Raw genomic sequence first — 24,722 nt, 5'->3', positions numbered from 1 at the left:
TGACACAGGAGAGGGGCGCGGTGCGGGTGCTGGGCATCGTGAATCAGAAAGGAGGGGTGGGTAAGACCACCACCGCCGTGAACCTCGGGGCCTATCTGGCCGCTGGGGGCAAGCGGGTGCTTCTGCTGGACATGGACCCCCAAGGCAACGCCACGAGTGGCCTAGGCCAGCGCGGCGCGGCGGCCGGACTGTACGAGGCCCTGGGCGAACCTGCCCGCGCCGCCGACTACACCGTAGAAACCAGCCAGCCGGGCCTCTTCCTGCTGCCCGCCACGCCGGATCTGGCCGGAGCGGGGGTGGAACTGGCCGAGGACCCCGACGCCCTGAGCCGCCTGCTGGCGTCTGTTCAGGGGTACGACGTGGTGCTGGTAGACGCGCCGCCCAGCCTGGGGCCCCTGACGGTCAATGTGCTGGCGGCGGCCGACGCGCTGCTGATTCCCTTGCAGGCCGAGTATTACGCCCTGGAGGGCCTGGCAGGCCTGATGGAAACCGTGGAGCGGGTGCAGGGCGGCCTGAATCCCCGCCTGAAGGTGCTGGGCGTGGTGCTGACCATGTTTGACGGCCGCACCAACCTCTCGCAGGAAGTCGAGAGCATGGTGCGCCAGCACTTTGGAGAGCTGGTGTTCTGGTCAGTGGTGCCGCGCAACGTGCGCCTGTCTGAAGCGCCCAGCTTTGCCAAGCCGATTAACGCCTTTGCGCCGCTGTCAGCTGGGGCCGCCGCCTACAAGCGCCTGAGTGAGGAGGTGATGCAGCGTGTCGAAAAAATCTAGCCTGGGCCGTGGCCTGGACGCCCTGCTGGGCAAACCGGCCCCCGAACAGAAAGACGCGGCCCCCACCGTGCAGACCCTGCCCACCGACCGGATTGTGCAGGCGGCCTACCAGCCCCGCCAGGTCTTTGCCCCAGAAGCGCTGGCCGAGTTGGCCCAGAGCATCCGCGACAAGGGTGTGCTGCAACCCCTCCTGGTGCGCCCGCGCGACGACCACTTCGAAATTGTGGCGGGCGAACGCCGCTGGCGGGCCAGTCAGCTGGCTGGGCTGACCGAACTGCCCGTCATCATCCGGGACCTGGGGGACCGCGAGGCGCTGGAAATCGCCATCGTGGAGAACCTGCAGCGTGAGGACCTGGGCCCACTGGAAGAGGCGCGGGCCTATCAGGCGCTTCAGGGGCAGGGCCTGAACCAGGAAAGCGTGGCGCAGGCGGTCGGCAAGAGCCGCAGCGCGGTGTCCAATGCGCTGCGGCTGCTGACCCTGCCGGAAGCGGCCCTGCGCGCACTGGACGCCGGCCACATCAGCGCCGGGCACGCCCGCGCGATTCTGGCCCAGCCGGAGAACGACCGGGCCTGGGCGCTGGAGCAGATCACGGCGCGCAGCCTCAGCGTGCGTGACGCCGAGGCCCTGAAGCGTGAAGCCCGCGTTCAGGCTCCGGTCAAGGTGAACCCGCCGCGCGTCTTCCGGCAGCTGGAACTGGACCTCAGCCGCCGCACCGGCACCCGCGTGCGCATCACTGGCGAGGATAAAGGGAAGGTTGAACTCAGTTATGGGTCCCGCGAGGAATTAGACCGGGTGCTGGACCTGCTGGGGTACGCCGCCGAGGATTAGGGCGGGTTAGACCAGAAGAGGGGCAGCGCCGTTCATGGCCTGCCCCCCCCTCGGTTTGTTCCGCTCTAGCGCGTGCCCACCAGGTAGATGTTCGGCCAGGGGCGGTAGGTGCTTTTCAGGGTGTCCTGTTTGAACACCTTGCCGCCGCGCACGAACTTGCGCGTGACCTCAATGACGGCGCCCGGCGCCGCCCAGTCCACCTGCTGGCGCTGCCCGGCCGGCAGGCTGCTGTCTTTGATCAGGCGGTCAGCAGGGGAGGGCGTGGTGCTCAGGGTGCGCGGCGCCTCTATCTGAACATCGAAGGTCCGCGCCTTGCCAAACACACTCACCACCAGGCGGGCTTCTTCATCATTCCAGTCGCTCTGGAACCACAGGGCCCCGCCCGTGTCATTGGCAAACTTGAGGTCCAGGCTGGGCTGGTAGATGGTGGCGTCGAGGCCCTGCGGATCGTAGTAATGCACCTGATAGGAATGGTTCTGGCGCTGCACGACGGGCAGGCCTGCGCTGTACAGGGTGCGGAAGACGGTGGTGCTGACCTGACAGATGCCGCCGCCCACGCCGTTGGCGGTGCGCTCACCTGCAATCACCAGGCCCGTGACAAAGCCGCTGCGGGTGTTGATCGGGCCGACCAGCTGGTTAAACGAAATGGTCTTGCCGTCAAACAGGACATCCTTAAAGCGGCTGGCCCCCACATGAATATTGGTCACGCGGGCGTCGCTGGAGCCGTAGTAATTGGTCTCGCCCGTGCCCAGGTGCGCTGTGATGCCGCGCGATAGAAAATAACTCAGCGTCCGTTTGGGCGCCGTCTGAGCCCCCAGCGCCACGTTCACCTTGATGCCCTTGGGGTCTTTCAGGGCGGCCAGGAGGCTGGCGCGCGTCTTGTCGAGATTGACCTGAAGGCCGTTGCGCTGCACTACCGCCCAGCCGTCCCACAGTTCCTCAAACCGGGCGTCCTGGGGAGTGGTGGGCAGCGCCTTCAGGAAGGTCTGTAGGTCGGCGTCGAGACTCTGGGTGATTTCACCGCGTTGGCGCAGCAGCGCGACCCGCTTGCCCGGAATGGTCAGCGTGCGGGTGAAGGGCACCGTGGTTTTCTTGCCGGCCACCACGGCTGGCCACTGCGCGCTGACCGTGATCAGCAGCGGGGCCGTGATCTTGGCGGGCGGCGTGGTGACCGTGGGGGTGGGGGCTTCCGGCGCTGGGATGGGCGCCGGCGCGGTGGGCTCGGGAACGGTCGGCTCGGTCACGGGGGGCGTCGGCGCTGGATCAGTGACGGGTGGGTCCGTGACCGGGGGGGTCGTGACGGGCGGCTCCTCGGGGGGGGCCGGGGTGGGGGGACTCACCGGGGCGGGCGGTGGGGGCACGGCTGGAATGCCGGGCACCGTCTGCGCAGGTGGGGCCGGAGACGGCGAAACAGGCGGAGTGGTCTGGGCAGGGGCACTGGGCGCCGCCGCCAGCAGCAGGGCGCTCAGCAGCCACGCGCGCCGGGTCAGGGGTGACATGGCGCAAAGTATTTCACGGGCAGCGCTGGCGTCCATGAAGGGGCGTCTTCACTGATCGAGATTCCAGTTCAGCCCAGAACACGTGGTGGGCTTAACCTGACTGGAAGGCCTTGCAGAGCTGCGCAGTAGAGAAGGAAAAAAGATGAAGTGCCGGAAAGTGGAGCCGCCGCCGGCGCTTTCCTGGACTTTGCGAACAAGGACGGTGATGTCACAGGGGAGAGGCGGGGAGCAAAAGAGGAGGGAGGCCAGGCCCTGATTCGGGCTCCGCCTCCCTGCACTGGCCGCCGTTAAGACGTGGCCAGTTCGCGCGCCGACAGCTGCCGGGCAATTTCCTCGACCGCAGCGACGGCGTGGTGCCGCCCATTTTCGATAAACACCTGGTTGGTTTTGCCTGCAAAGCCCGCACTGCCCGCCACGAACAGCCCCGGCACGCTGCTCTGGTAATGCTCGTCCAGCACCAGGCACTCATCGGGGTGCTGACTGAGGCCCAGGCCTGACAGGAACGAGAGGTCAGGACGGTAGCCGGTCAGGGCGAAGGTAAAGTGCGTTGGCAGATTCCAGGTGGTGCCGTCGTCCCGCTGCACCGTGACATGGTCAGGGTGAATCTCGACCACCCGCGAGTCAAAGTGCGCCGCGATGCTGCCTTCCTTGATGCGGTTTTCCAGGTCAGGGCGCACCCAGTATTTGATGGTGGATTTCAGCTCGGGGGCGCGCACCACCATGGTCACGTGGGCGCCGCCGCGCCACAGGTCCAGCGCCGCGTCGGCCGCGCTGTTGCCCGCGCCGATGACGGTCACGTTCAGGCCCAGAAAGGGGTGCGCCTCGGTGTAGTAGTGGCTGACATTCTCGCTGTCCTCGCCGGGAATACCTATAGCGTGCGGGTTGTCGTAGTACCCGGTGGCCACCACCACGCGCCGCGCTTCGACCACGCCGGGGGTGCCGTCGCGTTTCTCGACGGCCAGCGTGAACCCTGCTGGGGCCGCGTGCAACTGGGTGACCTCGGTGTACTGCTCTACATTCAGGGCCTCGCGCTGCGTCACCAGGCGGTAGTACATCAGCGCGTCGCGGCGGTCAGGCTTGTCGTGACCCGTGACCATCGGGTGATTGCCGATTTCCAATTCCGGCGCGGTGGTGAAAAAGGTCATGTAGGTGGGGTACTCGAAAATTGCGTTGACCACGCAGCCTTTTTCCAGCACCACATAGCTCAGGCCCGCACGCTTGCAGGCAATCGCGGCGGCCAGGCCCACCGGCCCCGCTCCGACAATGGCGACGTCTACCAGACTCATGCCCGGCATTGTGCCAGCCTGAACCCCCTTACGACTGAGGGAGAGGCACGGTGGGCTAGGGTGCCCGCACCAGCGTCTGAAAGGTCAGGTCGTAGGGGTTCTGCTCGTCGGCGTGCCGGAACGCCTCTTGCACGACCTCCCAGGTGCCGGGCAACTCCGGGAAAAAGGTGTCGCCCGCCAGGTCAGCGTGAATCAGGGTGAGTTCGACCCGCGTCAGCCTGTCCAGATACAGGCGGTAAATCTCCTCGCCCCCGATGATGGCGACTCTGGGCACGTCGCCCGCCGCCTGAAGGGCCGCTTCGGGCGTGTGGGTCACCTCAGCTCCCAGCGCCTCAAGCTGTGGGTTGCGGGTCAGGACAATATTCTGCCGGCCCGGCAGCGCCCGGCCCCCCAGGGAATCCCAGACCTTGCGGCCCATGATGTTGGGCAGGCCCCGGCTGTGCCGCTTGAAGTGCGCCAGGTCAGCAGGCAGGTGCCAGGGCATCCCGCCACCCTGGCCAATCACCCGCGCCGGGGTCATGGCGACGATGGCGAACAGTTCAGGCAGGGTCCGGTCCAAGCTGTGACGTGTTTCAGTAGAAGACACGGATTTTCCGGAATGGATGGAATCCGTATCAGGTGTCATCCGCCCCTCCAGTCACACACTGCACCTCAATGCCCGCCCCGCGCAGAATGGCGGCACCGCTGGGCAGGCCGGCGTCCACGCGCACGGTTTCGCGGTAATTGGCCTCGTACAGAACCCGCCCGATACGGCGCGAATTGACGATCAGGCGGGCGCAGGCCGCGCAGGGTTCATGGGTGACATACAGGGTGTGGCCCTCGCCGTTCCAGTTGGCGGCCAGCAGCGCGTTGACCTCGGCGTGAATAAAGCCGCTGCCGCCCTGCACCAGACTTTCGCGCTCGTTGGGTTCACCAGCTGCGCGGCCGTTGTACCCCACGCCGACCACGCGGTGATGCCGGTCCAGAATGCACGCGCCCACCTGCACCTTGCTGTCGGCGCTGCGGGTGGCCCACAGGCGGGCTGTGGCCAGCCCCAGGTCGTCAAAGGTGGGGCGGGTCATATGGCCACCGGGGCCTTGATCGCCGGGTGAGGCTCATAGCCCGAGAGGTGGAAATCCTCGTACTTGAAGTCAAAGATGTCTGTGACCTCCGGGTTCAGGTGCATGGTCGGGAGGGGCCGGGGGTCGCGCGACAGTTGCCGCCGGGCCTGCTCCAGATGGTTGCTGTACAGGTGCACGTCGCCGCCCGTCCAGATAAATTCGCCGGGTTGCAGCCCGCAGACCTGCGCGACCATCAGGGTGAGGAGGGCGTAAGAGGCAATGTTAAAGGGCAACCCCAAAAAAGTATCTGCGGAGCGCTGATACAACTGGCAGCTCAGGCGACCCTCAGCCACATAAAACTGAAACAGCAGGTGGCAGGGGGGCAGGGCCATCTCGTCAATCTGCGCCACGTTCCAGGCCGAGACGATGAGGCGGCGAGAATCCGGGTTGGTCTTGATCTGCTCGATGACCTGGGCGATTTGGTCAATATGGCCGCTGTCTGGAGTGGGCCAGCTTCTCCATTGGACGCCATACACCGGCCCCAACTCGCCGCGTTCATCGGCCCACTCGTCCCAGATGCTCACGCCACTGGCCTGTAAGGACGCCACGTTCGATTCGCCGCGCAGGAACCACAGCAGCTCGTGAATCACGCTTTTCAGGTGCACCTTTTTGGTGGTCATCAGAGGGAAGCCGGCCTGCAGATCAAAACGCAGCTGCGCCCCAAAGATGGAGCGCGTGCCAGTGCCCGTGCGGTCGGTTTTGGTAACTCCAAATGCTAACACGTGCCGCATCAGGTCAAGGTAGGACTGCATTTGAACAAATGTACCAAGATAGCGGCTGTGACTTTCCAGGCTCTTTGGGCAGGGCTAGTTACGACTGTTGCGCACCTGCTGTGCCTCTTGAAGAGGTCAGATTTTGCAGGCCCAGCACGCCCAGGGCCACCAGAATCAGAACGGCGCTGGCCCCGAACGTGCCGCTGCCGCCCGTGCGGGTGTACAGGGGACCGGCCAGCAGAGGCCCGGTGACCTGCGCCAGAGCATTGAAGCTCTGGGCACCGCCCTGAACGCGGCCCTGGGCGTCAGCTGGCGTGGCCAGAGACAGCAGGGCGCTCAGGCTGGCGGTAAAAATGCCCTCGCCCACGGCCATCAGGATGACCGAGACATAGATCACCGCCGGGATGGGCCACCACACCAGCAGGGCCAGGCCCAGGGCGCCCAGCACCCCCAGGGCCAGGCCCAGCGTGGCCACGCCCCGTTCGCCCAGGCGCCGAATCAACAGGGGCAGCAGTCCGCCCTGCGCCACGATGTCGCACACCCCCACCACCATAAAGGCGGTGCCCATCTGGGCGGGGCCCCAGTGCAGCACGTCGCGGCCCAGCAGCGCCAGCACGGTCTGCATGATGGTAAAGGGGAGCATGAACAGCACGCTGACGGTGACCAGACGGCGCACCGATGGCAGGGCCAGCACGCCGCGCAGCTGTGCCAGGGGGTTAAGGTGCGCGGCGTCAAAGTGACGCTGCCGCCGCTCGGGGGCCAGGCTTTCGGGCAACACGAAGGCGCCCCACAGCATGTTCAGGAGACACACCGCCGCCGCCAGAAACATGGGTGCGCTGAGGCTGATGTGTGACAGGGCGCCGCCGATGGCCGGCCCGATGATGAACCCGGCGCCCACCACCGCGCCGACCTGGCCAAACACCTTGCCCCGGTCCTCTTCGGGGACGGTGTCGGCCAGATAGCCGAACAGGGCGCTCATGCCGCCGGCTGTCAGCCCGTCAATGGCGCGGCCCAGAAACAGCATCCACAGGCTGCCGCCAATGCCGAACAGCAGGTAACCCACCGCGGACCCCAGCAGGCTCAGCACCAGGACCGGGCGGCGGCCGTAAGCATCACTCAGGGCGCCCATGACCGGCGCCGACAGGAACGACAGCAGCGCGAAGGTGGCGCTGAGCCACCCGATGACCGTGGCCTGGTGAGCCACCTGTGGCACGTACTCGGCCACGATGAAGGGCAGTACCGGGAACACCAGGGTCATACCAATCGAAAACAGAAAGGCCGTCGCCAGCAAAAACAGCAGCGGCGGTCGGCGGGGAGAGGCAGCAGGCTTCATACGGCGCAGGGTAGGGGAGAGGCGCAGACCAGCTCTTGAAAAAAGACGACATGATTGCCAGCTGTGTTGGTGTGTCTCGGGCTGGGCCGTTCAAAGGCCGAGAGGCACAAGCTCCAGTGGCAGGGCGCCAACCCGGTTTGAGGTGAATCGGCACCTCTGCTCCGCAGCGGTCTGCTTGGGCCGCGTGAGCGCGAGCAGGTGACTGGCGACAGTTTTTAAACAGGCACGTATGCGGAGAAACGGCGTTTGGATCGCCTCACTTTGTCACATCCCGCACCTTTGAACCGTCCTCTCAGAGAAGGGCTTATGCGCCTTTCGCATGGTTTCTACGCGACTCAGCGCCCTTCCGCCCGTGGCCGTGCTCTGGACCATGAGAACTGGGGCCCAACCCGCAAGGTGACCGGGATTCCTCTCAAACCGTTGCCACAGCGCCCCGGCACCATAGGTCTCAGGAGGCACGACCATGACCAAGACAAAGATTCTGACCGCCCTGACCGCCCTCGCCCTGACCGCCGGTGTTGCGTCCGCAGAGACGAACAGCAGCAGCGGCAGCCTGAACCTCAACCTGGGGAGCAGCGTGACCGGCCTGCTCAATGGCAACGCCCAGAGCAGCGAAGGGCAGAACAACAGCCAGAGCAGCGGCAGCGTGCTCGGCGTGGTAGGCGCGGTGCTGAACGCAGACGTGAATGCCAGTGGCCAGAGCAGCAGCACGGATGATGAAGGCAACAGCTCCAGCAGCCAGGGTGAACTGAACCTGAGCCTGGACAGCGCCGTGGGCGGCATCCTGGGCGCCAGTGGCAACAGCTCCGACAACGAGAACGGCAACCGGAGCAGCGGCAGTCTACTGGGCGGCCTGACCAGCGTGCTGAACCTGGATCTGAACGCCAGCGGCAGCTCAACCAGCACGGACAACGACGACAATTAAGCTCATAGACAGGACGGTGCTATGAACGATCACAAGACCCCGCTTTAGGCGGGGCTTTTTTGGGCCAGGCGGCCCAGCCTTCGTCTTAATCGCTTCACCTTCAATGAAGAGGGGCGTTCCGGCAGACTGACCCAAGCCGTCACACTGGGCAAATGGTCATGGGCAGAAAACGAGTGTGGGCTCAAGATCGGCGTCCCCTCGTGCCCAGAGAAGACTCTGTGCTGGAGAGCATTGTGCGCGGGCAACTTCCTGCGCTGTTTGGCCTGGTGGGCCGCTTTCCAGGTTTGGAGGCGGAAGCCGCCGTCACCGGCGCAGTTCACGAGATGCTGGCGGTGCCTGAAGCCTTTGGGCGTTCGGGCTTGCCTGGGCCTGTGTGGGTACTCGGCATGGCGCAGCGCCATTTTCAGCGCCTGAGCGCGGCTCAGTAACAGGCGAATCAGGTATGTCAGCGAAGTAGTCAACTTGACAGAAGGCTTGTGCTGCTCTCGGGACAGGCCACATCTCTGCGGAGAATGCTCGCCAGTCTGCCCACTGCTCATGTGCCCAGAGTCGGCCCTTTAGTAATCGCCGTCTAGGGCAGGCTTATTTGGGGTGCCGCCCTTCCTTTTCGTGTTCGTCAGCCCTTGAGGCCGCTCAATCAAGTCAGATCTGCCCTGTGCTCATCTGAAAGCGGCTGGCGTTCAAGCCTAGATCATTGGTGACAGGTCAGCGTCTTCCAGACCACGCGGTCAGGGCAGGGGCACCGCCACCACTGGCGTAACTGGAGCCAGCGCGTCGTGGGGGTGGGCCATCTGCCGGGCGTAGGCGGCGAAGGCGCGCGGTGTCATGTGGGCCATCGTGCGGAACTCTCGGGTCAGGTGCGCCTGATCGGCAAAGCCCAGGTCATAGGCCAGGCCCGCCAGCCCCTCGTCCGGATTGACGTACAGCCGGTTATGCGCTTCCTCAAAACGGATCAGGCGGGCCAACGTTTTGGCGTTCACGCCGACCTCCTGGGCAAACCCGCGTTCCAGTTGCCGGGGACTCACGTTCAGTTCCTCCGCCAGCGTCCCGATGCGCGCTGTGCCCAGCGAGGTATACAGCGCAGACGCGGCCTGCACCGCCACCCCCAGCGCCTGCTCATGGGTGGCCAGGCGCTCCAGCAGCCAGTCGTCCAGCACCTCGCGCGCCTCGGCCCAGGCGCCCGCCCGCAGCAGAGCGGGAATGGCGCGGCTGACCGGCGCCGACACAGGAGCCAGGTCCAGGCCCTGCATGGCCATAGACCAGCCGAACAGTTGCCGCGCGCCCCAGGGGTACAGTTCCACGCCCAGCGCCCGCGTGAGGCCCACCGACACCAGCCGCCGGGGCGCCAGCCACATGCCGGTCAGGGTCGCCCCAGGCAGGCGGTCCAGGGCGTCACTGTGCGCGGCACCGCTCTGCCAGGAATCGCCGCTGAAAAAGGTCAGGCGCACCGTACGCTCGGGCATGAAGCGGTGTTCCTCCTGCCCCGGCGCGTGGAATTCCTCGATCTGCCAGTAGGTCCGCACCAGCGGGCGCAGCCGAACATGAGGCGGGACTTCGAGGTACATGCCTTACTGTGCCAGACCGGCCACGCGGGCCGCCTCCGCCTACTGGTCAGGGTCATCCTGCCGCTTTTGTTCAAGACAGCGCCCCCGCGCCGCGTTCCCCCGGCCGTAACAGCCTCTGCCCCGTACACTCAGGCCATGACGAGCTACCGCAAAGAGTCCGACACCATGGGCACCCTGGACGTGGACGCCAGCCGCTACTGGGGCGCGCAAACCGAACGTTCGATTCAGAACTTCCCCATTGGCCGCGACACCTTTGTCTGGGGCCGCCCGGTGATCCGGGCACTGGGCATCTTGAAAAAGGGTGCGGCGCAGGCCAACGCCGACCTGGGTGAACTGCCGCGTGAGGTCGCCGACCTGATCGTGCAGGCCGCCGACGAAGTGATTGCGGGCACGCTGGATGAGCACTTTCCGCTGGTGGTGTTCCAGACGGGCAGCGGCACCCAGAGCAACATGAACGCCAACGAGGTCATTTCCAACCGCGCCATCGAGATAGCGGGCGGCCAGCTGGGCAGCAAGGCGCCCGTTCACCCCAACGACCATGTGAACCGGGGCCAGAGCAGCAACGACACCTTTCCCACCGCCATGCACATCGCCGTGGTGCTGGAACTGAACGAGCGCCTGTACGGCAGCGTGGGCAAACTGCGCGACACCCTGGACGCCAAGGCCAAAGCGCACGCCGGACTGGTCAAGGTGGGCCGCACCCACCTGCAAGACGCCACGCCGATCACGCTGGGCCAGGAGATCGGCGGCTGGGTGGCGCAGCTGGACTACGCGCTGGCCGAGGTGCGCCACGCGGGAGAAGGCCTGCTGGAACTGGCCATCGGCGGCACGGCGGTGGGCACGGGCCTGAACGCCCACCCGCAGTTCGGTGACCTGGCCGCGCAGAAGTACAGCGAGGAAACCGGCTTCGCCTTTCGCAGCGCCGAGAATAAGTTTGCGGCCCTGTCGGCCCACGACGCCCTGGTGCAGACCTCGGCGGCCCTGCGCACCCTGGCCGGCGCCCTGATGAAGATGGCCAACGACGTGCGCTGGCTGGCGTCGGGGCCCCGCAACGGCATTGGCGAGATCGTGATTCCCGAGAACGAACCGGGCTCCAGCATCATGCCGGGCAAGGTGAACCCCACCCAGAGCGAGGCCCTGACGATGGTGGCCACCCGCGTGTTTGGCAACGACGCCACCGTGGCCTTTGCGGGCAGCCAGGGCAATTTTCAGCTGAACGTGTTCAAGCCCGTGATGGTACATGCCGTGCTGGAATCCATTCGCCTGATTGCCGACGCCAGCCTGGCCTTCAACGACAACTGCGCCGTGGGCATTGAACCCAACCTGGAAAAAATCGAGCACAACCTCAGCATCAACCTGATGCAGGTCACGGCCCTGAACAAGCACATCGGGTACGACAAGGCCGCCGCCATTGCCAAGAAGGCCCACAAGGAGGGCAGCAGCCTGAAAGAGGCCGCGCTGGCCCTGGGCTACGTCACCGATGAAGAGTTTGCCCAGTGGGTCGTGCCGCTGGACATGACGCACAGCTGAGGCGGACTCTGGGCGACTTGGACAGCGGCGCAGCAAGCTTGAAAAGCGCCGCAGGAGAGCGAGCAGGAACAGCTGCGGATTTCGCGCTATGGAAGCGCAGACAGTGCCTGTCTTTGCTGTGCTGCAATGAAGCGGAATCCGCATGAGGCGGGCCTAGACAAACCAGAATGGACAGACGGACGGCGCATAGAGCAGCCGTCCTTCCGCTGTTGCCCAGCCTAATCGTTGGCGGCCAGCACCTCGTAGGTGGCCTCAACTACGCGCCTGAAGAGGCCCTGAATACTCTCCAGCGCGGCGCGGCAGGTCACGGTGCCGGTCAGGTCTAAGTGGGCCGTCAGCCCCTCAAGGTCGTGCAGGGTGTCGAGGTCAACCCGCTCCTGCCGCCATGCCTCTTCCAGTTGCCGCAGCAGCCCCAGGGCCTGGGTGTGGTGCGCGGCCGTCCACCGGCTGGTCAGGGCCTGCTGCCCAAAGCCCCGCTGCAGGTCGGCCAGCAGCAGCTGCAGGCTGGGACTCAGGCCGTGCCACTGGGCGCGGGCCGGGTTCATGACCGGGCGCGACTGGCCCACAGGTCGCTGACGAACAGCCCCAGCGGCAGGGCGTCCGCCGTCTCGTTGGCCCGCAGCATGTGCCAGCCCTCTCCGAACTCTTCTGCGCACACCTCGTCGCCAGCGGCCGAGGCGGTCAGGAGGTCCACGGGGCGGCTCAGGGCCACCTGGCCGCCCAGCCAGACGTTGCTGGCCGTGCCGCTCAGCGAGACGGTCAGGGCGGGCAGCCCGGCCGGACGCGGTTCATCCCAGCCCTGAATGCACGCCACAGGCAGGCTGACAGCGTCGGTGTCATCCAGAGAGAGGTGCAGCCACTTGCCGCTCACGGTGACCTGGGCGCGCCGCGCCCAGGTCAGGTCCTGGGGCCTGGGCACCTTGACCTCGATCAGGTCGGTGGGCTGGCCCAGTTCCGGCAGGCCGCCCGCCTCACTGGCCCACACCCAGGCCGCCTGGACAGCGTGACTCGGTTTGCCACACGAGGGGCAGATGTCGTCGTTCAGGGCGCGCAGGGCCGGCGCGGTGGCGGTGGCCTGGGGGGCAGGCACACGGGCGGTGCCGCAGGAAGCGAGCAGAGCAGCGAGGGTCAGGGGCAGCAGGGCAGTCAGGGGGTTGGGCATGGGGGGGCCTCTGACCGGCAGCATGCCGGGCGGCCTGGGAACTTTCAGGGAACGCAGCGGGCCAGCGTCAGGCAGGTCAGCGCACCGGAGGTACAACTCGCAGCTGCGCCAGGAAGCCCTCGGGCAGCCCGCTGCCGTAGTCCTCGCGCAGGACCCGCTCGTAGGTGTGCAGGGCCTGCCGGGCCTGCGCGGCTTCTCCCTGCGCCTGAAGGGCCAGCACCAGTCCCTCGTGCGCCGCGCCCAGCAGCGGGTCCAGGCGCAGGAGCGCGCGGTAGGCTTCGGCGGCCTGGGGGGCAGGCAGGGCGGCGGCGGCGTCCAGCAGGGCACTGGCGCTGCGCCCCGCCTGCACCTGACGAAAGGTCTGCGCCCATTCGGTGTCCACCCCCGGCAAGAAAGGCCGCAGCGCCGCCGGGCCGGGGGCGTCTTCAAGGTCGGTGTGCACCGTGAGCACCGGGTCCAGGCGGTAGCGGCCATCGGCGTAGGGCAGGGGGTCCAGGCCGCCGGGCAGATGGTCGCGCAGCGCGGCGCGCAGCCGGCGCACCGCCACCCGGAAGTATTCGACGTGCCGCTCCTCGGCCGAGCCGTCCCACAGTGCCGTAACCAGCTCGTCACGCGACCCCGAGCCGTGCAGCGCCAGCCACACCAGCAGCTCGCGCGCCTTGGCCAGCCCCAGTTTCACAGGCTGACCGTTGATGCTGGCCCGGCAGTCCCCCAGGGTGACCAGGTGCAGCAGGTAGGGAACCGCGCTGATAGCCGGGTCTGACGACGCTGGGATGCCTGCCCGCCCGGACGGGCTGAGCGCCTGGGCACGGGCGCGGGTCTCGGCATCTGGCTCGGCCTCCAGGTCCTCTGGCGAAACCTGGAGGGGCTGCCCCGCCGCCTGCGTGCGCAGCAGCGCCTGAAGCAGCCGCGATTGGCCGGGGGCGTCGGCCGAGAGCCAGTCCTGGGCTTCCTGAACCTGGCCCGCTTGCAGCAGCACGTCGGCCAGCGCCAGGGTCAGTCCCGCGCTGCCCGCGTGAATGCCGGCGGCGCCTGCCACTTGCAGCGCGCGGCGCAGCGCCGCCTCGGCGGCGTCCAGGTGGCCCAGTCGGCGCTGAACTGTGCCCAGCAGCCGGAGCCGGCGAACCTGCGCGGCCGGGGCCTCGGCAGGCAGGCGGCCCTCTAATGCGCTCAGGGTCACGGCCAGCACCTCAGACGCCTGTCCGGCCCGCACCGCCAGTTCCAGTTCTTCAAGCTGCACCGCCGCCGCGCGGCCCTGCCAACCCAGGGCCTCGTAAGCGGCGCGCGCACGCGCCAGAGGGCGGGCCGCCGCTTCGGGCGGGCGGGTGCGCCGCCACACCAGGGCCTGTAACTGCCATGCCTCGGCCTGCCGCACGCTGTCGCTGCCCGCCTGGGCCCAGCGGTGAAAGGTCTCGGCGGCCTGCTCGGCCTCGTCAAACTCGCGCAGGCGCAGCGCCGCCTGCACAAAGGGCCAGAACAGGGCGGGGACCGGGGGGCCGCCGCGTTCCAGGCCTTCACGCGCCAGCGCGTACTGCGCGGCGGTGTCTCCCTGACGCCCCCTGACCATCGCCAGCGAGGCAAGCCCAGCGGGGCTCAGCGCTTCTGTTGCCCGCAGCGCCGTCAGGGTGGCCTCGCCCTGCGCGGCGGCCCCCGTCTCGATCTGGGCCCAGGCCAATCGCTCTTGCAGGGGCGCGTCCAGCCCGGCGGGCCCAAAGGCTTCCAGCAGCGCGCGGGTGCGCAGATGCTCGCCCCGGTCACGGTAGACGCCCACCACCGGGCGCGCGGCCTTCAGGGCGGCTTCAGGCTGCCCCGCCTGAAGAAACAGCTGGGCGGCGCGGGCCAGGTCGCCCCGGTCCTCGGCCAGGGCGGCGGCGACGGCGCGCGCGGCGGCCGCGCGGCCGGCGTCACGGGCCAGCAGGCTGTCCAGCACGCCGGCCAGCAGCCGGTGGGGCTGAAAGGCGCCGCCCCCCAGGGCCGTGACGGGCAGCCCGGCCCGCTGCACCGCCTGAAGCCAGCCGGCCGGCAGTTCGGGGGCTACCAGCGCCGCGTCGGCCTCGTTCCAGGTGTCCAGCGGGGCCAGCGCGGGCAGGGCGGCCTGCACGGGGCCGGGCAGGGTCAGCAGCGCCTCCAGCACCAGGTCGTCGGCGCCCGCGTGGCGCGGGGCGCCGTGGGCCGCCAGGGCCAGGCCGGCGGGCCAGCCGCCCAGGTGGGCCAGTTCGTCTGCGGCGGCCAGCCCTCCCCGCTCCTGAAGGTAGGTCTGCGTTTCTTGCGGGGTAAAGGCCAGGTCGGCCGCGTCGAGCACCTGCGCGCGGCCCTCGGCCAGCCGCCGGGCAATCCGCAGGCCTTCGGTGCTGTAGGTGCCCAGCAGCAGCCGGTGCCCCTCTTCCAGGGCGTCGGCCAGGCGGGCCAGCCACTCGCTCTGGGCCAGGGTCTCGACGTTGTCCACAATCAGGTCCACGCCGTCGTGGATGGCCGACAGCCCAGCCGCCAGTTGCTCCAGCAGGGCGCCGGCAGGCGTGCGCGCGTCGGGGGTGGTCAGGGGGGCCAGTTCCGGGAGGCTGGCGGCCAGCCGCGCCGTGATGCTGGCTGGCCCCTCCTGCTCGCCGGTCAGGCGGCACCAGGCCACCCGGCGCGGGGTCACGCGGGCGTACTGCGCCAGCAGGGTGGTCTTGCCGTACCCCGACGGCGCGGCCAGCACGATCAGGGGCACGTCAACGGTGTCCGAGAGCTGGGTCAGCAGGTGCGTGCGGGGCCGCTCGAACCGGGCGGCGCGGGGCACCGCCGAACGTCTGGGCACAGGGGTCATGGCTGGGGGCAGTCTAGCCCTTGCCGGTGCGCGCGGGCAGTCCCCAGGGCGCCGCGTTCCCTGAGCGTTCCCTGCGGCCCCACCATGCTCACGCCATGCCAAGACCTGACCCCGCTGCACCCCCACCGACGCTGCTTTGCCTGGCTGGCCTGACGCTGGCCCTGGCCCTGTCGAGCTGCGGCACGCCCACCCCGGGCGGCAACCCGGCGGCCGTGCAGGCGCAGACCGCCATGCAGGCCCAGCGCGCTGCCCCCTGCGACACCTTCACGCAGGAGTGCCCGCCAACCGGCCCCACCGAGCCGGCAGACCCCGCAGAGCCCACCGAAGTTGCCGATCCCACGGTGTTGCACACCCCAGCCAGCGCCGCCGAGACCTTTGCGGCTCAGGGTGGCGTGGCGTCTGTCCCCGTGACCGGCGAGGTGCCGGGCTGGGCGCGCGACCTGATGGACGGCGACCACCTGCGCGCCGGCAGCGTGAAGCTGGGCGAGCCGGTCGAGGTCCGCTCGACGGTTGAACTGAGCGTCTCGGGTGAGGACGCCGCTGCCGATGCCCAGGCCGGGGCGGCCGCCCTGCGCACGCTGGCCGAGGTCGGCGACGCGGCGCTGCTGCCCCTGCTGCTGCCCAGCGGCGACCTGGCCGGCTGGGTGCGCCTGCCGCTGGTGCCGGTGGCCCCGGACGCCGCTTCTCCCCGCCATGAGGCGGTGGATATCCGCCGCGTGGCCCGGCCCCGGCTGGCCCTGCTGACCACGCCGGCTAAATCCCCCAGTGCGGCGGCGGCCCGGCAGGCTGCGGGCGCAGGGCCAGAGGCGCAGGTGCTGGCCCTGGCCACGGGCGGCAGTGACTACCGGCCCTTTGATTTCACCTGGCTGGTGCAGACCGGCGGCCAGCCTACGCTGGTGACCCAGGGCCAGCCCAATCTGGTGACCGATGACGGGCGCCTCATGCCCAGCCTGGAGGCAGGTGCGCGCCCGGCTGAGGCTCTGAAGCCTGTCGAGCCCAGCGCGGCCCTCAAGACCGAAGCCAGTTTTGCGCCGTACCACCCCGGCCAGCAGGAGGAGAAATAATGCGCCGCTTAGCCCCCACCTTCCCGCTGCCCGTCTTAGCCCACCGAACCCTGCTGTGCAGCGCGGCCCTGCTGGCCTTGGGCGCCGGCACGGCGGGCGCCTGGAAACCCAGCACCCACCTCGCCGTGGCCGAGGAAGCCATGCGCGACGCTCTGGATGACGGGCAGGTCAGCATTCAGCAGCTGAGCGGCGGGCAGGTGGTGGCCACGCGCCAGTACCCGGTGGATCCCACGGTGCTGCAGGACCTGCGCACGAACGCGGCGCAGTACCGGGCCGGCGTGGTGGGCCCCGACGCCTACCCCGACCTGCTGACCGGCCAGCAGATGATTCATCCGGGGGACCTGCCCACCGGCAACCCGCAGATTTCTCCGGGCAACAGTGACGCCTGGTTGCAGCACCTGTTTCAGAGCAGCCGCTCACAGGGGGGCGCGGCGCGGGCCTTTACCACCGGCTTCATTACCCACGCCGCCGGCGATATGTTCGCGCACAGCCTAGTCAACCACTACACGGGCGGCCCCTTTGAGCTGGGCGGCAACGCCGTTCAGCATCTGGTGCTGGAAGGCTATATCGGCAAGCGCACGCCCAATATTGCGCGGGTCAGTGGGGGCGGCCTGGTCACCCGCAGTGACCTGAGCATCAGCGGCGCCGAATCCTTTATCTACCAGTACCTGATTGACGCCAAGCCTGGCACGCCCCTGCATGGGCTATATCAGCACAACGACAGCCGCCTGTCTGTTCCGGCTATCTTTTCCAAGCGCCGGGCGGGCCTCCAGCGCGACATTGACGAGTATTACGCGAAAAAAGCGGATTATCAGCGCCGCATCCGGGAGTGCCGCACCTGGGACTTCAGCTGCAGCCGCGTGGCGCTGAGTCTGCAACTGGCCGCCTACGTAACGGCCAATGCCTGGAAAATTGAGTACAAGGAACACTGGCGCGCCGATATTGACACCGGCCTGCGCGCCTGGCCCCGGGTCAGCGCGGACATCTCCAGCGCCCTGATCTTCACCACCACAACCGGCGACCTGGCCCAGGGCGGTATGGAGATCAGCCGCGCCCGGCAGGTGCTGGGCGATTACGTCACCGGGCATATCCTCTCTATGATGGGCGCCCCAGACTTGGTCGGCCAGATTGCGGGCTTTGACCTGCTGCCGCCGCTGGAACTGGCCTTCGTCAAGGAGTTTATCCGGGACCGGCTGGACAGCGTGGTGCAAAACGCCACCGGCATGAGCCTGAATGACTGGCAACTGCGCATGACCAACCCCGAGAATTATTTCGACGCCACCATGAATCTGCCCGGCGGCGCGCCACTGACCCTCACGCAACTTAACCGCGCCCTGGGGCTGACCGACACGGGCTACACCAACGCGCAGGAGCGCTTTAATCTTGCCTCGTTCGCGCCCACGGCCAACACACTGACCCTCAGCAAACTGGTGCTGCTGAGCCAGGGCACCTTTGAGCAGGTTATTCGGGATCTGGGCGGCACCGTTCCAGCAGGTCTGCCCGGCAACGCCGCCCTGGGCTTTATCCGCACCTTTGACGGCGACCACCAGTGGAATGCCTCTTCGCTGCTGACGGCTAACAGCTGCGCGGTGTACTACAAGCTGTTCCGATCGCAAGACGGTGATGGCTGCGGCGCCGTGACCCCGGTGGTGTGCCCCGACACGCTGGCCAGCAACACGACCATGAACATCAACGAGCAGCGCGTGTCGTGCAGCGGCCGCAACGTGCTGATCATGCAGGGCGACGGCAATCTGGTGCTGTACAAGAGCGGTCGGGCGGCCTGGGCCTCTCAGACCTGGGGCAATACGGCAGCGGCCCGCCTGACCCTGGGCGGTGACGGTCACCTGGCGCTGTACAGAAGTAACGGGCAGCGCGTCTGGACGGCCAGCACCTGGGGTCACCCCGGCGCCTACCTGAAGGTGCAGGACGACGGCAACGTGGTGCTGTATGAGGTAGTAGGCGGCGCGCCCCGCGCCATCTGGTCCACGAACACCTGGGGCCCTTGAAGTCTGGCCGCTAAGCACAAAGAGCCCTTGAACCTAAGGCATGTCGGCAGAGTCTCCGACATGCCTTTTCTCTTTGGCTCAGCGGCCCCCTCTATCTGGGTCCAGAGATGAACCTCTCTTTACACCCCTCTTGTGTGCCCGGCCCCTGCCCACGCGCAAGCTGGGCACCATGACTGACCCCAAGCCCGGCTACGACCCCGCCAACCAGGCCCCTGCCGAGGGCGAGCGCCAGAATGCCCCCGAAGAAGCCCGTGGCAAAGCCCCTAACGTCGACCCAGCCGCCAAGCCCGAGCCTGCCGAGGGGGGCCGTGATGAGGTCGAAAGCAGTGCCGAGCCGCAGTCCTGAGCCACTCCTGATGACCGGCGAGCCTCTCCTGAATGCGGTCCGCCCAGAGCAGGAGCGGGCCGAACTGCTGGTGTGGATGAAGGAGAAGGTGCGGCCTGAATACGGCGAGAAGCCGCTCTCGCCCCGCCGTGATCCGCTGCACGAACTGATCAGCACCATTCTCTCGCAGCGCACCAACTGGCGCGATGAGGACGCTGCCTATCAGGAACTGCGGGCCCTGGGGGACTGGGACGCCATTATCGCTGCGCCCGTGGAGACGGTGGCTCACGCCATTCGCCGCAGCAACTACCCCGAGAGCAAGGCGCCGCGCATTCAGCAGACGCTAGTGGCTATCCGGGATTCGCCGGGCGGCTACAACCTCGATTTTCTGAAAGAGCTGCCGGTCAAAGACGCCCTGAAGTGGCTGACCGACTTACCCGGCGTGGGGGTCAAGACCGCCAGTCTGGTCCTGCTGTTTAATTACGCCCGGCCTGTGTTTCCGGTGGATACCCACGTTCACCGCATCACTACCCGCGTCGGCGCCATTCCCAAGATGGGCGAACAGGCCGCGCACCGGGCGCTGCTGAAGGTCCTGCCACCCGACCCGCCCTTCCTGTACGAGCTGCATATCAACCTGCTGACCCACGGGCAAAAGGTCTGCTCCTGGCACAAGCCCAGATGTCCGGTGTGTGTCTTAAAGGAGCGCTGCGACGCCCACGCGCTGTACGGCAACGACGTGCCGAGCTGGAAAGGCTAAGACGGCGGCTGTCTGTTTTGCCCACTCGGAAGCATTGAGTGGTGTATGCCGGATGTGGTTGTTTCTTCTGCCTTGCAAGTTCTGAGATGAGCCTGCTTTGAGTTGAGGCCACTATCGGGAAAGCGCCGAGCGGCCGTCTAGTGGTGTTTTGCCGCTATGCAGCCCTGCTTGGAGCCTGCGGTGGGTTGCCGACAAATCCTCAGCACTCCGGCTGTGAGGCTCACCTCAGCCGCGTTCGCGCTCGCGCAGCACCAGCTGGACCAGTCCCAGCAGCACCAGTTCATCGTCGGCGGGGTCATGCTTGCCCAGCGCCTCGACCGTAAACCGGCGTGAAAAAAAGCCGCGTTTCTTATGTACGCGGTAGGTGGGCTGCCCCGCCGCGTCGCTGATCGTATAGGTCGGGTTGACCAGGTAATCAAAGCCCATGGCAATCAGGTCGCCCACAAAGGGAATGGCGCCGATAACGCCTTCCAGCACGCCCAGCCACGGATGATCGTCACGGAGGCTGAACCGGACCTCATCGCTGGGGCCCAGGAGGTCGTAACGGGCGCCCCAGAGCGTCCTCACGCCCTGCGCCTGCAAGGCCCCAACCGGGGTGCCGTCGGCGCGGCGCATCAGGCGCCGGGCTTTCCAGTCCAGCGCGCCGGCTAGAAAGCCCTCGGCGCGGATCCCGTGGGTCTGCTGGGTGCGGGCCTCGTCGGCGTACACCTTGACCTCGTCGCGTACGCTGAAGGTCTTTTCCTTGACCAGAGCAATGAGATGCCCCCCAGCGTCGGTAACCCGCAGTTCGGTCAGCAGGCTGAATTTAAAGGTCAGGGTCAGCGGAAAGGCGAGGCTCACAGAAAAGAACTACGTGGTCAGTCCGCTGCGGGTTGCCACAGGTCAAAGCGGCTGCCCCGCGAGACGCCCGCCGCTTGGGCCCACAGCTGGGCGGGCTGGGCCTTGCGGGCCTCGGGCTGCACGGTCTGAATCCAGACAGCGCCTGTCTGGGCGGCGACCAGCAGGCCCTCCTCTGAAACGGCCAGCACCTCGCCAGGCTGGCCCTGACCCTCGGCCCTGCTCAGCCCGCTCAGCTTTAGCCGCGCGCCGCCCAGAAACGCGGTGGTCTGTGGCCAGGCGGCCACGCCACGCGACCGGTTGACGATCTGCGCGGCGCCCTCACCCCAGCGCACGAAGCCGTCCTCCTTGGTCAGCATCGGCGCGTGGGTGGCCAGCGCCTCGTCCTGAGGGGTCGGAGACAGGTGACCGACCTCCGACAGCGCGGTCACGATCAGCCGGGCCGCCTGGGCGCTCAGGGCGTCGGCGAGGTCCAGGCTGGTCCATTGGGGGGCAATCGGCAGCGCCTCTTGAAGCAGCACCGGGCCGGTGTCCATGCCCTCGTCGGTCTGCATGACGGTCGTGCCCGTGACGGTCTCGCCGCGAATCAGCGCCCACTGAATCGGCGCCGCGCCCCGGTAGGCGGGCAGTAGGCTGGTGTGGGTGTTCAGAAAGCCGAAGCGGGGAACCTCCAGCAAAGACGCCGGCAGAATTTTGCCGTAGGCGCAGGTGACGGCCACATCGGCGACAGATTCGCGCAGCAGGGCCTCAAAGCTGGCGTTGCCGCGCAGTTTCTTCGGCTGGGCCAGCGGCAGTCCCAGTTCGGCGGCGCGGGCCGCCACCGGGGGCGGGGTCAGCTTTAAGCCCCGGCCCACGGGTTTGTCCGGCTGGGCCACCACCAGCACGACCTCAAACTGCGCCTGAATGGCAGCCAGCACCGGCAGGGCAAAGGCCGGCGAGCCAAAAAAGGCCACGCGGGGCGGGGTCAACGGCCCTCTCCGGGGGGGCGAGCGGCCAGCGTGTTCAGGTAGGCCTTGGCCTTTTGCTGAAGGGCCAGCAGTTCCCGGCGGTAGTCCTCGGTGACCTCGGCGGGCAGGCGGTCCAGAAACAGCACCCCGTCCAGGTGATCAGTCTCGTGCTGAAACACGCGGGCCAGGTAATCGTCGGCCTCAATCACGCGGGCCACGCCGTCCAGGTCGGTGTAGCTGACCTGCACCGCGCGGGCGCGGGCCACCCCTTCTTCGTAGATGCCGGGAATACTGAGGCAGCCTTCTTGGTACGAGCGGTCTTTCTTCTTGTCAATCACGCGCAGGACCGGGTTCAGCATCACGTACTCCCGCAGCACCCGTGACTTCAGGGGCGTGTCGCTGCCCTCGTTTTCCTCTTCATCGTCGTCGTATTCCACAGCCACGAACAGCCGCACGGGCAGGCCCACCTGCGGGGCGGCCAGGCCCACGCCGCGCGCCTCGAACATGGTTTCCAGCATGGTGTCGGCCACCTGGCGCACGGTCTGCGGCGAGAAGCCGGGCACCGTCAGCCGGTCGGTGTGCAGCAGCGGTTTGGCCTTGCGGCGCAGCACCGGGTCGCCGTACAGGCGCAGCGGGTAAATGCGGGGGGAAGAGGCGGAATCGCTCACAGTACCCTGTTTTACCAGACCGGCTGTTTTGACGGCCCGCTCTGCCTGACCTGGCCCGGAACTGGGAAGGGTAAATGCACCCTTAGGGAAGCCAGAGGCTGGGGGTCAGCCCCGGCTGCTGTGATGGCGCCATGCGTGTCCTGACCCTGCTGCTGGCCCTGACCTCGTCCGCGTCGTTGGCACAAACTACCCCGGCCCCGGCGGCCCCTGCCGCGCCACAAGGCGCCCTGACGGCGGCCCAGAACGCGACACAGCTGGCGGCCCAGGCGCGCGACCTGGCCGCCCGTGCCCGCACCGCCTATCCCAAGGGCAGCGCCAACATTGACCAGCCGCTCTGGAAACAGGCGGCGGCCGCTGCCGAGGCCGCTGTGCAGGCAGCGCCCGACCAGCCTGACGTGCTGCGGCTGCGGGCCCAGATTTACACCGAGGTGGGCTTCTGGCGTCAGGCGGAACTGGCGTGGACCGCCTACTTTAAGCTGGCGCCCAGCGCGGCAAAAAACAGTGCAGAGGCCAAGTCGGCCGCCACCGTGCAGTACAACCTGGGTTATGCGGCCTACACCCGCACCCAGCCCGAGCAGGCCGCCGCCTTTTTTGCCGCCTGCCTGAGCTTTGACCCGGCCAACGTGCTGTGCACCACCTGGGCGGCCCGCACGGCCCTGGAAGCTGGCAAGAGCGCCGAGGCCCTGGCCCTGTACGACCGCGCCCTGGCCCTGACACCCGGCGACAAGATCCTGACCTACCTGCGCGGGGTGACCAGCCGCGCGGCCCAGTACGGCCCCGAGGCCACCCGCATCTTTAGCCGCGCCTACGCAGACCTGGAAGCCGGACGGAAGGCGCAGGCCTTGACGGGCTTTCAGGCGGCGGCCCGCCTGGTCCCCACCTTTGCCGAGGCCCAGCGTGAAGCGGGCCGCCTGGCGTTGGACCTGGGCAACGTTGACGCCGCCGCCGACGCCTACACCACGCTGGTGGCCCTGCCCAGCCCCACGGCCGCCGACCGCTATAACCTCACGCTGGTGCAAGAAGCCCAGCAGTACGGGCTGGGCGCCGTGCAGACTTTCCGCGCGGCGTACAGCAAGTACGCGGCGGGCGATAAGGCCGGCGCCGAGGCCGGCTTTCAGGCCGCCACCGAGCAGAGCCCCCGGTACGCCAAAGCCTGGGCCTGGCTGGGCCGCGCCCGCTACGAGCGCAAGGAGTACCCCGGCGCCGCCAGTGCCTACGAGCAGGCCGTCACGCTGGACCCCGCCGACAAGAGCAGCGCCTATTACCTGCGCCTGGCCCAGCAGGGCAAGTAGGCGGCCCAGCTGGGGTCACCTACGACAGCGCGCAGCGGTAGGTGACCTTTTCCCAGTCAAACTTCAGGCCAAATAGGCGCCAGGTGCCCAGCAGGGCCGAGAGGGTCAGGCGGCCAATGGGCTGGCCCTGGGTGACATACCGCTGATAATGCGGCTGAATCTGCGGCAGCGCGCGGCCCGTCGCCAGCACCTCGGCCCCGGCTGCGTTGGTCGCCAGCTGCACGACCTGAAAATGAAGGGGGCCTGCTTCTTCCAGTGTGAGTGCCGCGCTGAGGGGGGGCCGGCCCGGCGCCGCGCAGGCCACGCGGCGCACCTGAAGGGGACGGCCCGAAGGCGCCCGCACCTGCTCGGTGTGAACAGAAGCCAGCGCCGCGCCTCCCGCCAACAGGCCGCACATCAGAAAGGCCGACGCTACTTTCATCGTGCCCACAGCGTACCTTCTTACCCCGAGGACTGCGGCAACAAAAAGAGGGAGATCGCCGCCGCTTGCCCTTGTGGCCCTGTCAGTGCCTCTCAGCGGTAAAGGGGAAAGGTAAACGACCCCGGCTTGGTATCGGCGTGGCCCAGACCCCACTTCAGGAGGCTGTTCCATTTGTCACCGACCTGCTGGCCGACTGTCAGGGTCGAAACCGCGTAGGAATTGGTGTTCTTGCCAGGTGTGTATTTGACGGTCACCACGTTCTTCCCGGCTTTCAGAAAAGGAGTCAGGTCGGTGTTGCCGTCTGTATTCATGCTGGCTACGACTTCGCCGTTCAGGGCGACCTCAAATTCTGCGGGCTGCGATTGACTGAATTTGCCAGACACCACGATCTTGCCCGGCTTGGGCGCGGCGCTGGGGTTGCCCATGAAGACAAAGCTGGTGCTGCCCGCCGCCGTCCCCTTCTGGACCACGCGGTTGAGCAGCGTTTTCCACTGGCTGCCGTTCCGGGCCCCAAAGGTGAGGCTTGACTTGTTAAAAGAGTTGGTGTTCTTGCCTGGCATCCACTCGACTGTCAGCGTGTTCTTGCCTTTCTTGACCAGCGACGTGACATCCAGCGACCCATTGGCGTTGTGGTGGAGGGCCACCTGAACACCATTCAGGGTCGCTTTCAGGGTGGCCGGCTGGTAGAGGCCAAAGTCTGTCGAGAGGACGTACTGCTCGGCCCACGCCACCGAGCCCACACTGGCCAGGGCCAGGGCGCCGATCAATCTGGGTGTTCTGAACATGGGGTCATCGTGCCCAGGGACTCTGGCGTTTGGGTGAGTCCCCCCAGTCGCTGGCTTGGCCGAGTGTTAGGTGAGTGGGACAATCGAGACAATGCTGGTCTT

The 24,722-nt window shown here is 67.5% G+C and carries 25 protein-coding genes; 10 read left to right on the top strand and 15 right to left on the bottom strand.

Annotation, left to right across the window (positions count from 1 at the left end; translation table 11 throughout):
- Positions 1–20 precede the first annotated feature (20 nt).
- Together GO986_RS18965 and GO986_RS18960 are read left to right on the top strand one after the other, a co-directional pair.
- Positions 21–770 carry a ParA family protein gene (locus GO986_RS18965; protein ID WP_369409475.1) on the top strand — a complete coding sequence of 250 codons (750 nt, stop codon included), beginning with the start codon at positions 21–23 and terminating at the stop codon, positions 768–770.
- A complete protein-coding gene (locus GO986_RS18960) occupies positions 754–1,599 on the top strand; it encodes a ParB/RepB/Spo0J family partition protein (RefSeq protein WP_369409469.1) in 846 nt (281 codons plus the stop codon). Before GO986_RS18965 ends, GO986_RS18960 begins: the two co-directional genes overlap by 17 nt.
- Before the next feature lie 65 nt (positions 1,600–1,664).
- Here GO986_RS18960 and GO986_RS18955 read toward each other — a convergent pair whose 3' ends face one another.
- From GO986_RS18955 to GO986_RS18930, 6 genes are all read right to left on the bottom strand, one after another.
- Positions 1,665–3,098: a VanW family protein gene (locus GO986_RS18955; RefSeq protein ID WP_157460975.1), complete on the bottom strand. Its 1,434-nt coding sequence runs from the start codon at positions 3,096–3,098 to the stop codon at positions 1,665–1,667.
- A gap of 287 nt (positions 3,099–3,385) precedes the next feature.
- On the bottom strand, positions 3,386–4,384 hold the full coding sequence (locus GO986_RS18950; protein WP_157460973.1) for a YpdA family putative bacillithiol disulfide reductase: 999 nt from the start codon (positions 4,382–4,384) through the stop codon (positions 3,386–3,388).
- 55 nt (positions 4,385–4,439) lie between these two features.
- Entirely contained in the window at positions 4,440–4,943 is a 504-nt protein-coding gene (locus GO986_RS18945; protein ID WP_232337898.1) for a dihydrofolate reductase, read from the bottom strand.
- Between the two features lie 55 nt (positions 4,944–4,998).
- Positions 4,999–5,445, bottom strand: coding sequence for a deaminase (locus GO986_RS18940; protein WP_157460970.1), 447 nt, complete (start codon positions 5,443–5,445; stop codon positions 4,999–5,001).
- The gene (locus GO986_RS18935) at positions 5,442–6,236 is read right to left on the bottom strand and encodes a thymidylate synthase (protein ID WP_157460968.1); all 795 of its coding nucleotides are present in this window, start codon (positions 6,234–6,236) and stop codon (positions 5,442–5,444) included. Before GO986_RS18935 ends, GO986_RS18940 begins: the two co-directional genes overlap by 4 nt.
- A gap of 58 nt (positions 6,237–6,294) precedes the next feature.
- On the bottom strand, positions 6,295–7,530 hold the full coding sequence (locus GO986_RS18930; protein ID WP_157460966.1) for an MFS transporter: 1,236 nt from the start codon (positions 7,528–7,530) through the stop codon (positions 6,295–6,297).
- Positions 7,531–7,993: 463 nt separating this feature from the next.
- On the opposite strand from GO986_RS18930, the gene GO986_RS18925 reads away from it, so the two are divergent.
- A complete protein-coding gene (locus tag GO986_RS18925; protein ID WP_157460964.1) occupies positions 7,994–8,455 on the top strand; it encodes a hypothetical protein in 462 nt (153 codons plus the stop codon).
- Between the two features lie 218 nt (positions 8,456–8,673).
- Complete coding sequence (locus GO986_RS18920; RefSeq protein ID WP_157460963.1) at positions 8,674–8,883, top strand: hypothetical protein; 210 nt, start codon at positions 8,674–8,676, stop codon at positions 8,881–8,883.
- A gap of 300 nt (positions 8,884–9,183) precedes the next feature.
- Here GO986_RS18920 and GO986_RS18915 read toward each other — a convergent pair whose 3' ends face one another.
- Complete coding sequence (locus tag GO986_RS18915; protein WP_157460960.1) at positions 9,184–10,020, bottom strand: AraC family transcriptional regulator; 837 nt, start codon at positions 10,018–10,020, stop codon at positions 9,184–9,186.
- A gap of 135 nt (positions 10,021–10,155) precedes the next feature.
- Here GO986_RS18915 and fumC point away from each other — a divergent pair, with 135 nt between their 5' ends.
- Positions 10,156–11,550, top strand: coding sequence for a class II fumarate hydratase (gene fumC / locus GO986_RS18910; RefSeq protein ID WP_157460958.1), 1,395 nt, complete (start codon positions 10,156–10,158; stop codon positions 11,548–11,550).
- A gap of 218 nt (positions 11,551–11,768) precedes the next feature.
- On the opposite strand, the gene GO986_RS18905 is transcribed toward fumC, so the two are convergent.
- The 3 genes from GO986_RS18905 to GO986_RS18895 all read right to left on the bottom strand — a co-directional run bounded on the left by GO986_RS18905 (position 11,769) and on the right by GO986_RS18895 (position 15,518).
- Positions 11,769–12,116 carry a hypothetical protein gene (locus tag GO986_RS18905; RefSeq protein WP_198170827.1) on the bottom strand — a complete coding sequence of 116 codons (348 nt, stop codon included), beginning with the start codon at positions 12,114–12,116 and terminating at the stop codon, positions 11,769–11,771.
- Positions 12,092–12,712, bottom strand: a complete 621-nt coding sequence (locus tag GO986_RS18900; protein WP_157460955.1) for a hypothetical protein — start codon at positions 12,710–12,712, stop codon at positions 12,092–12,094. Before GO986_RS18900 ends, GO986_RS18905 begins: the two co-directional genes overlap by 25 nt.
- 76 nt (positions 12,713–12,788) lie before the next feature.
- Positions 12,789–15,518, bottom strand: coding sequence for an AfsR/SARP family transcriptional regulator (locus GO986_RS18895; protein ID WP_157460953.1), 2,730 nt, complete (start codon positions 15,516–15,518; stop codon positions 12,789–12,791).
- 95 nt (positions 15,519–15,613) lie between these two features.
- On the opposite strand from GO986_RS18895, the gene GO986_RS18890 reads away from it, so the two are divergent.
- The 4 genes from GO986_RS18890 to GO986_RS18880 all read left to right on the top strand — a co-directional run bounded on the left by GO986_RS18890 (position 15,614) and on the right by GO986_RS18880 (position 19,670).
- Positions 15,614–16,582, top strand: coding sequence for a hypothetical protein (locus tag GO986_RS18890; protein WP_157460951.1), 969 nt, complete (start codon positions 15,614–15,616; stop codon positions 16,580–16,582).
- The gene (locus GO986_RS18885; protein WP_157460949.1) at positions 16,582–18,588 is read left to right on the top strand and encodes a hypothetical protein; all 2,007 of its coding nucleotides are present in this window, start codon (positions 16,582–16,584) and stop codon (positions 18,586–18,588) included. The genes GO986_RS18890 and GO986_RS18885 overlap by 1 nt, the downstream gene beginning before the upstream one ends.
- A 169-nt stretch (positions 18,589–18,757) precedes the next feature.
- Entirely contained in the window at positions 18,758–18,934 is a 177-nt protein-coding gene (locus GO986_RS22660) for a hypothetical protein (protein ID WP_198170825.1), read from the top strand.
- Positions 18,935–18,944: 10 nt separating this feature from the next.
- Positions 18,945–19,670, top strand: a complete 726-nt coding sequence (locus tag GO986_RS18880) for a monofunctional DNA glycosylase (protein ID WP_157460948.1) — start codon at positions 18,945–18,947, stop codon at positions 19,668–19,670.
- Positions 19,671–19,895: 225 nt separating this feature from the next.
- Here GO986_RS18880 and GO986_RS18875 read toward each other — a convergent pair whose 3' ends face one another.
- Genes GO986_RS18875 through def form a run of 3 tightly spaced genes read right to left on the bottom strand, consistent with a single transcriptional unit; the run spans position 19,896 to position 22,122 of the window.
- Positions 19,896–20,510: a hypothetical protein gene (locus GO986_RS18875; protein WP_369409468.1), complete on the bottom strand. Its 615-nt coding sequence runs from the start codon at positions 20,508–20,510 to the stop codon at positions 19,896–19,898.
- A gap of 17 nt (positions 20,511–20,527) precedes the next feature.
- Positions 20,528–21,475, bottom strand: a complete 948-nt coding sequence (gene fmt / locus GO986_RS18870) for a methionyl-tRNA formyltransferase (RefSeq protein WP_157460946.1) — start codon at positions 21,473–21,475, stop codon at positions 20,528–20,530.
- Entirely contained in the window at positions 21,472–22,122 is a 651-nt protein-coding gene (gene def / locus GO986_RS18865; protein WP_224576132.1) for a peptide deformylase, read from the bottom strand. Before def ends, fmt begins: the two co-directional genes overlap by 4 nt.
- Before the next feature lie 131 nt (positions 22,123–22,253).
- Here def and GO986_RS18860 point away from each other — a divergent pair, with 131 nt between their 5' ends.
- Positions 22,254–23,414: a tetratricopeptide repeat protein gene (locus tag GO986_RS18860; RefSeq protein ID WP_157460943.1), complete on the top strand. Its 1,161-nt coding sequence runs from the start codon at positions 22,254–22,256 to the stop codon at positions 23,412–23,414.
- 19 nt (positions 23,415–23,433) lie between these two features.
- Here GO986_RS18860 and GO986_RS18855 read toward each other — a convergent pair whose 3' ends face one another.
- Complete coding sequence (locus GO986_RS18855) at positions 23,434–23,835, bottom strand: hypothetical protein (RefSeq protein WP_157460941.1); 402 nt, start codon at positions 23,833–23,835, stop codon at positions 23,434–23,436.
- A gap of 92 nt (positions 23,836–23,927) precedes the next feature.
- Positions 23,928–24,620, bottom strand: coding sequence for a hypothetical protein (locus tag GO986_RS18850; protein WP_157460939.1), 693 nt, complete (start codon positions 24,618–24,620; stop codon positions 23,928–23,930).
- Positions 24,621–24,722 lie beyond the last annotated feature (102 nt).

It is taken from the genome of Deinococcus arboris (assembly GCF_009755355.1).
Taxonomy (GTDB): Bacteria; Deinococcota; Deinococci; order Deinococcales; family Deinococcaceae; genus Deinococcus; species Deinococcus betulae.
The sequence above is the reverse complement of the archived record's forward strand: the minus strand, read 5'-3'. Positions and strand labels throughout refer to the sequence as shown.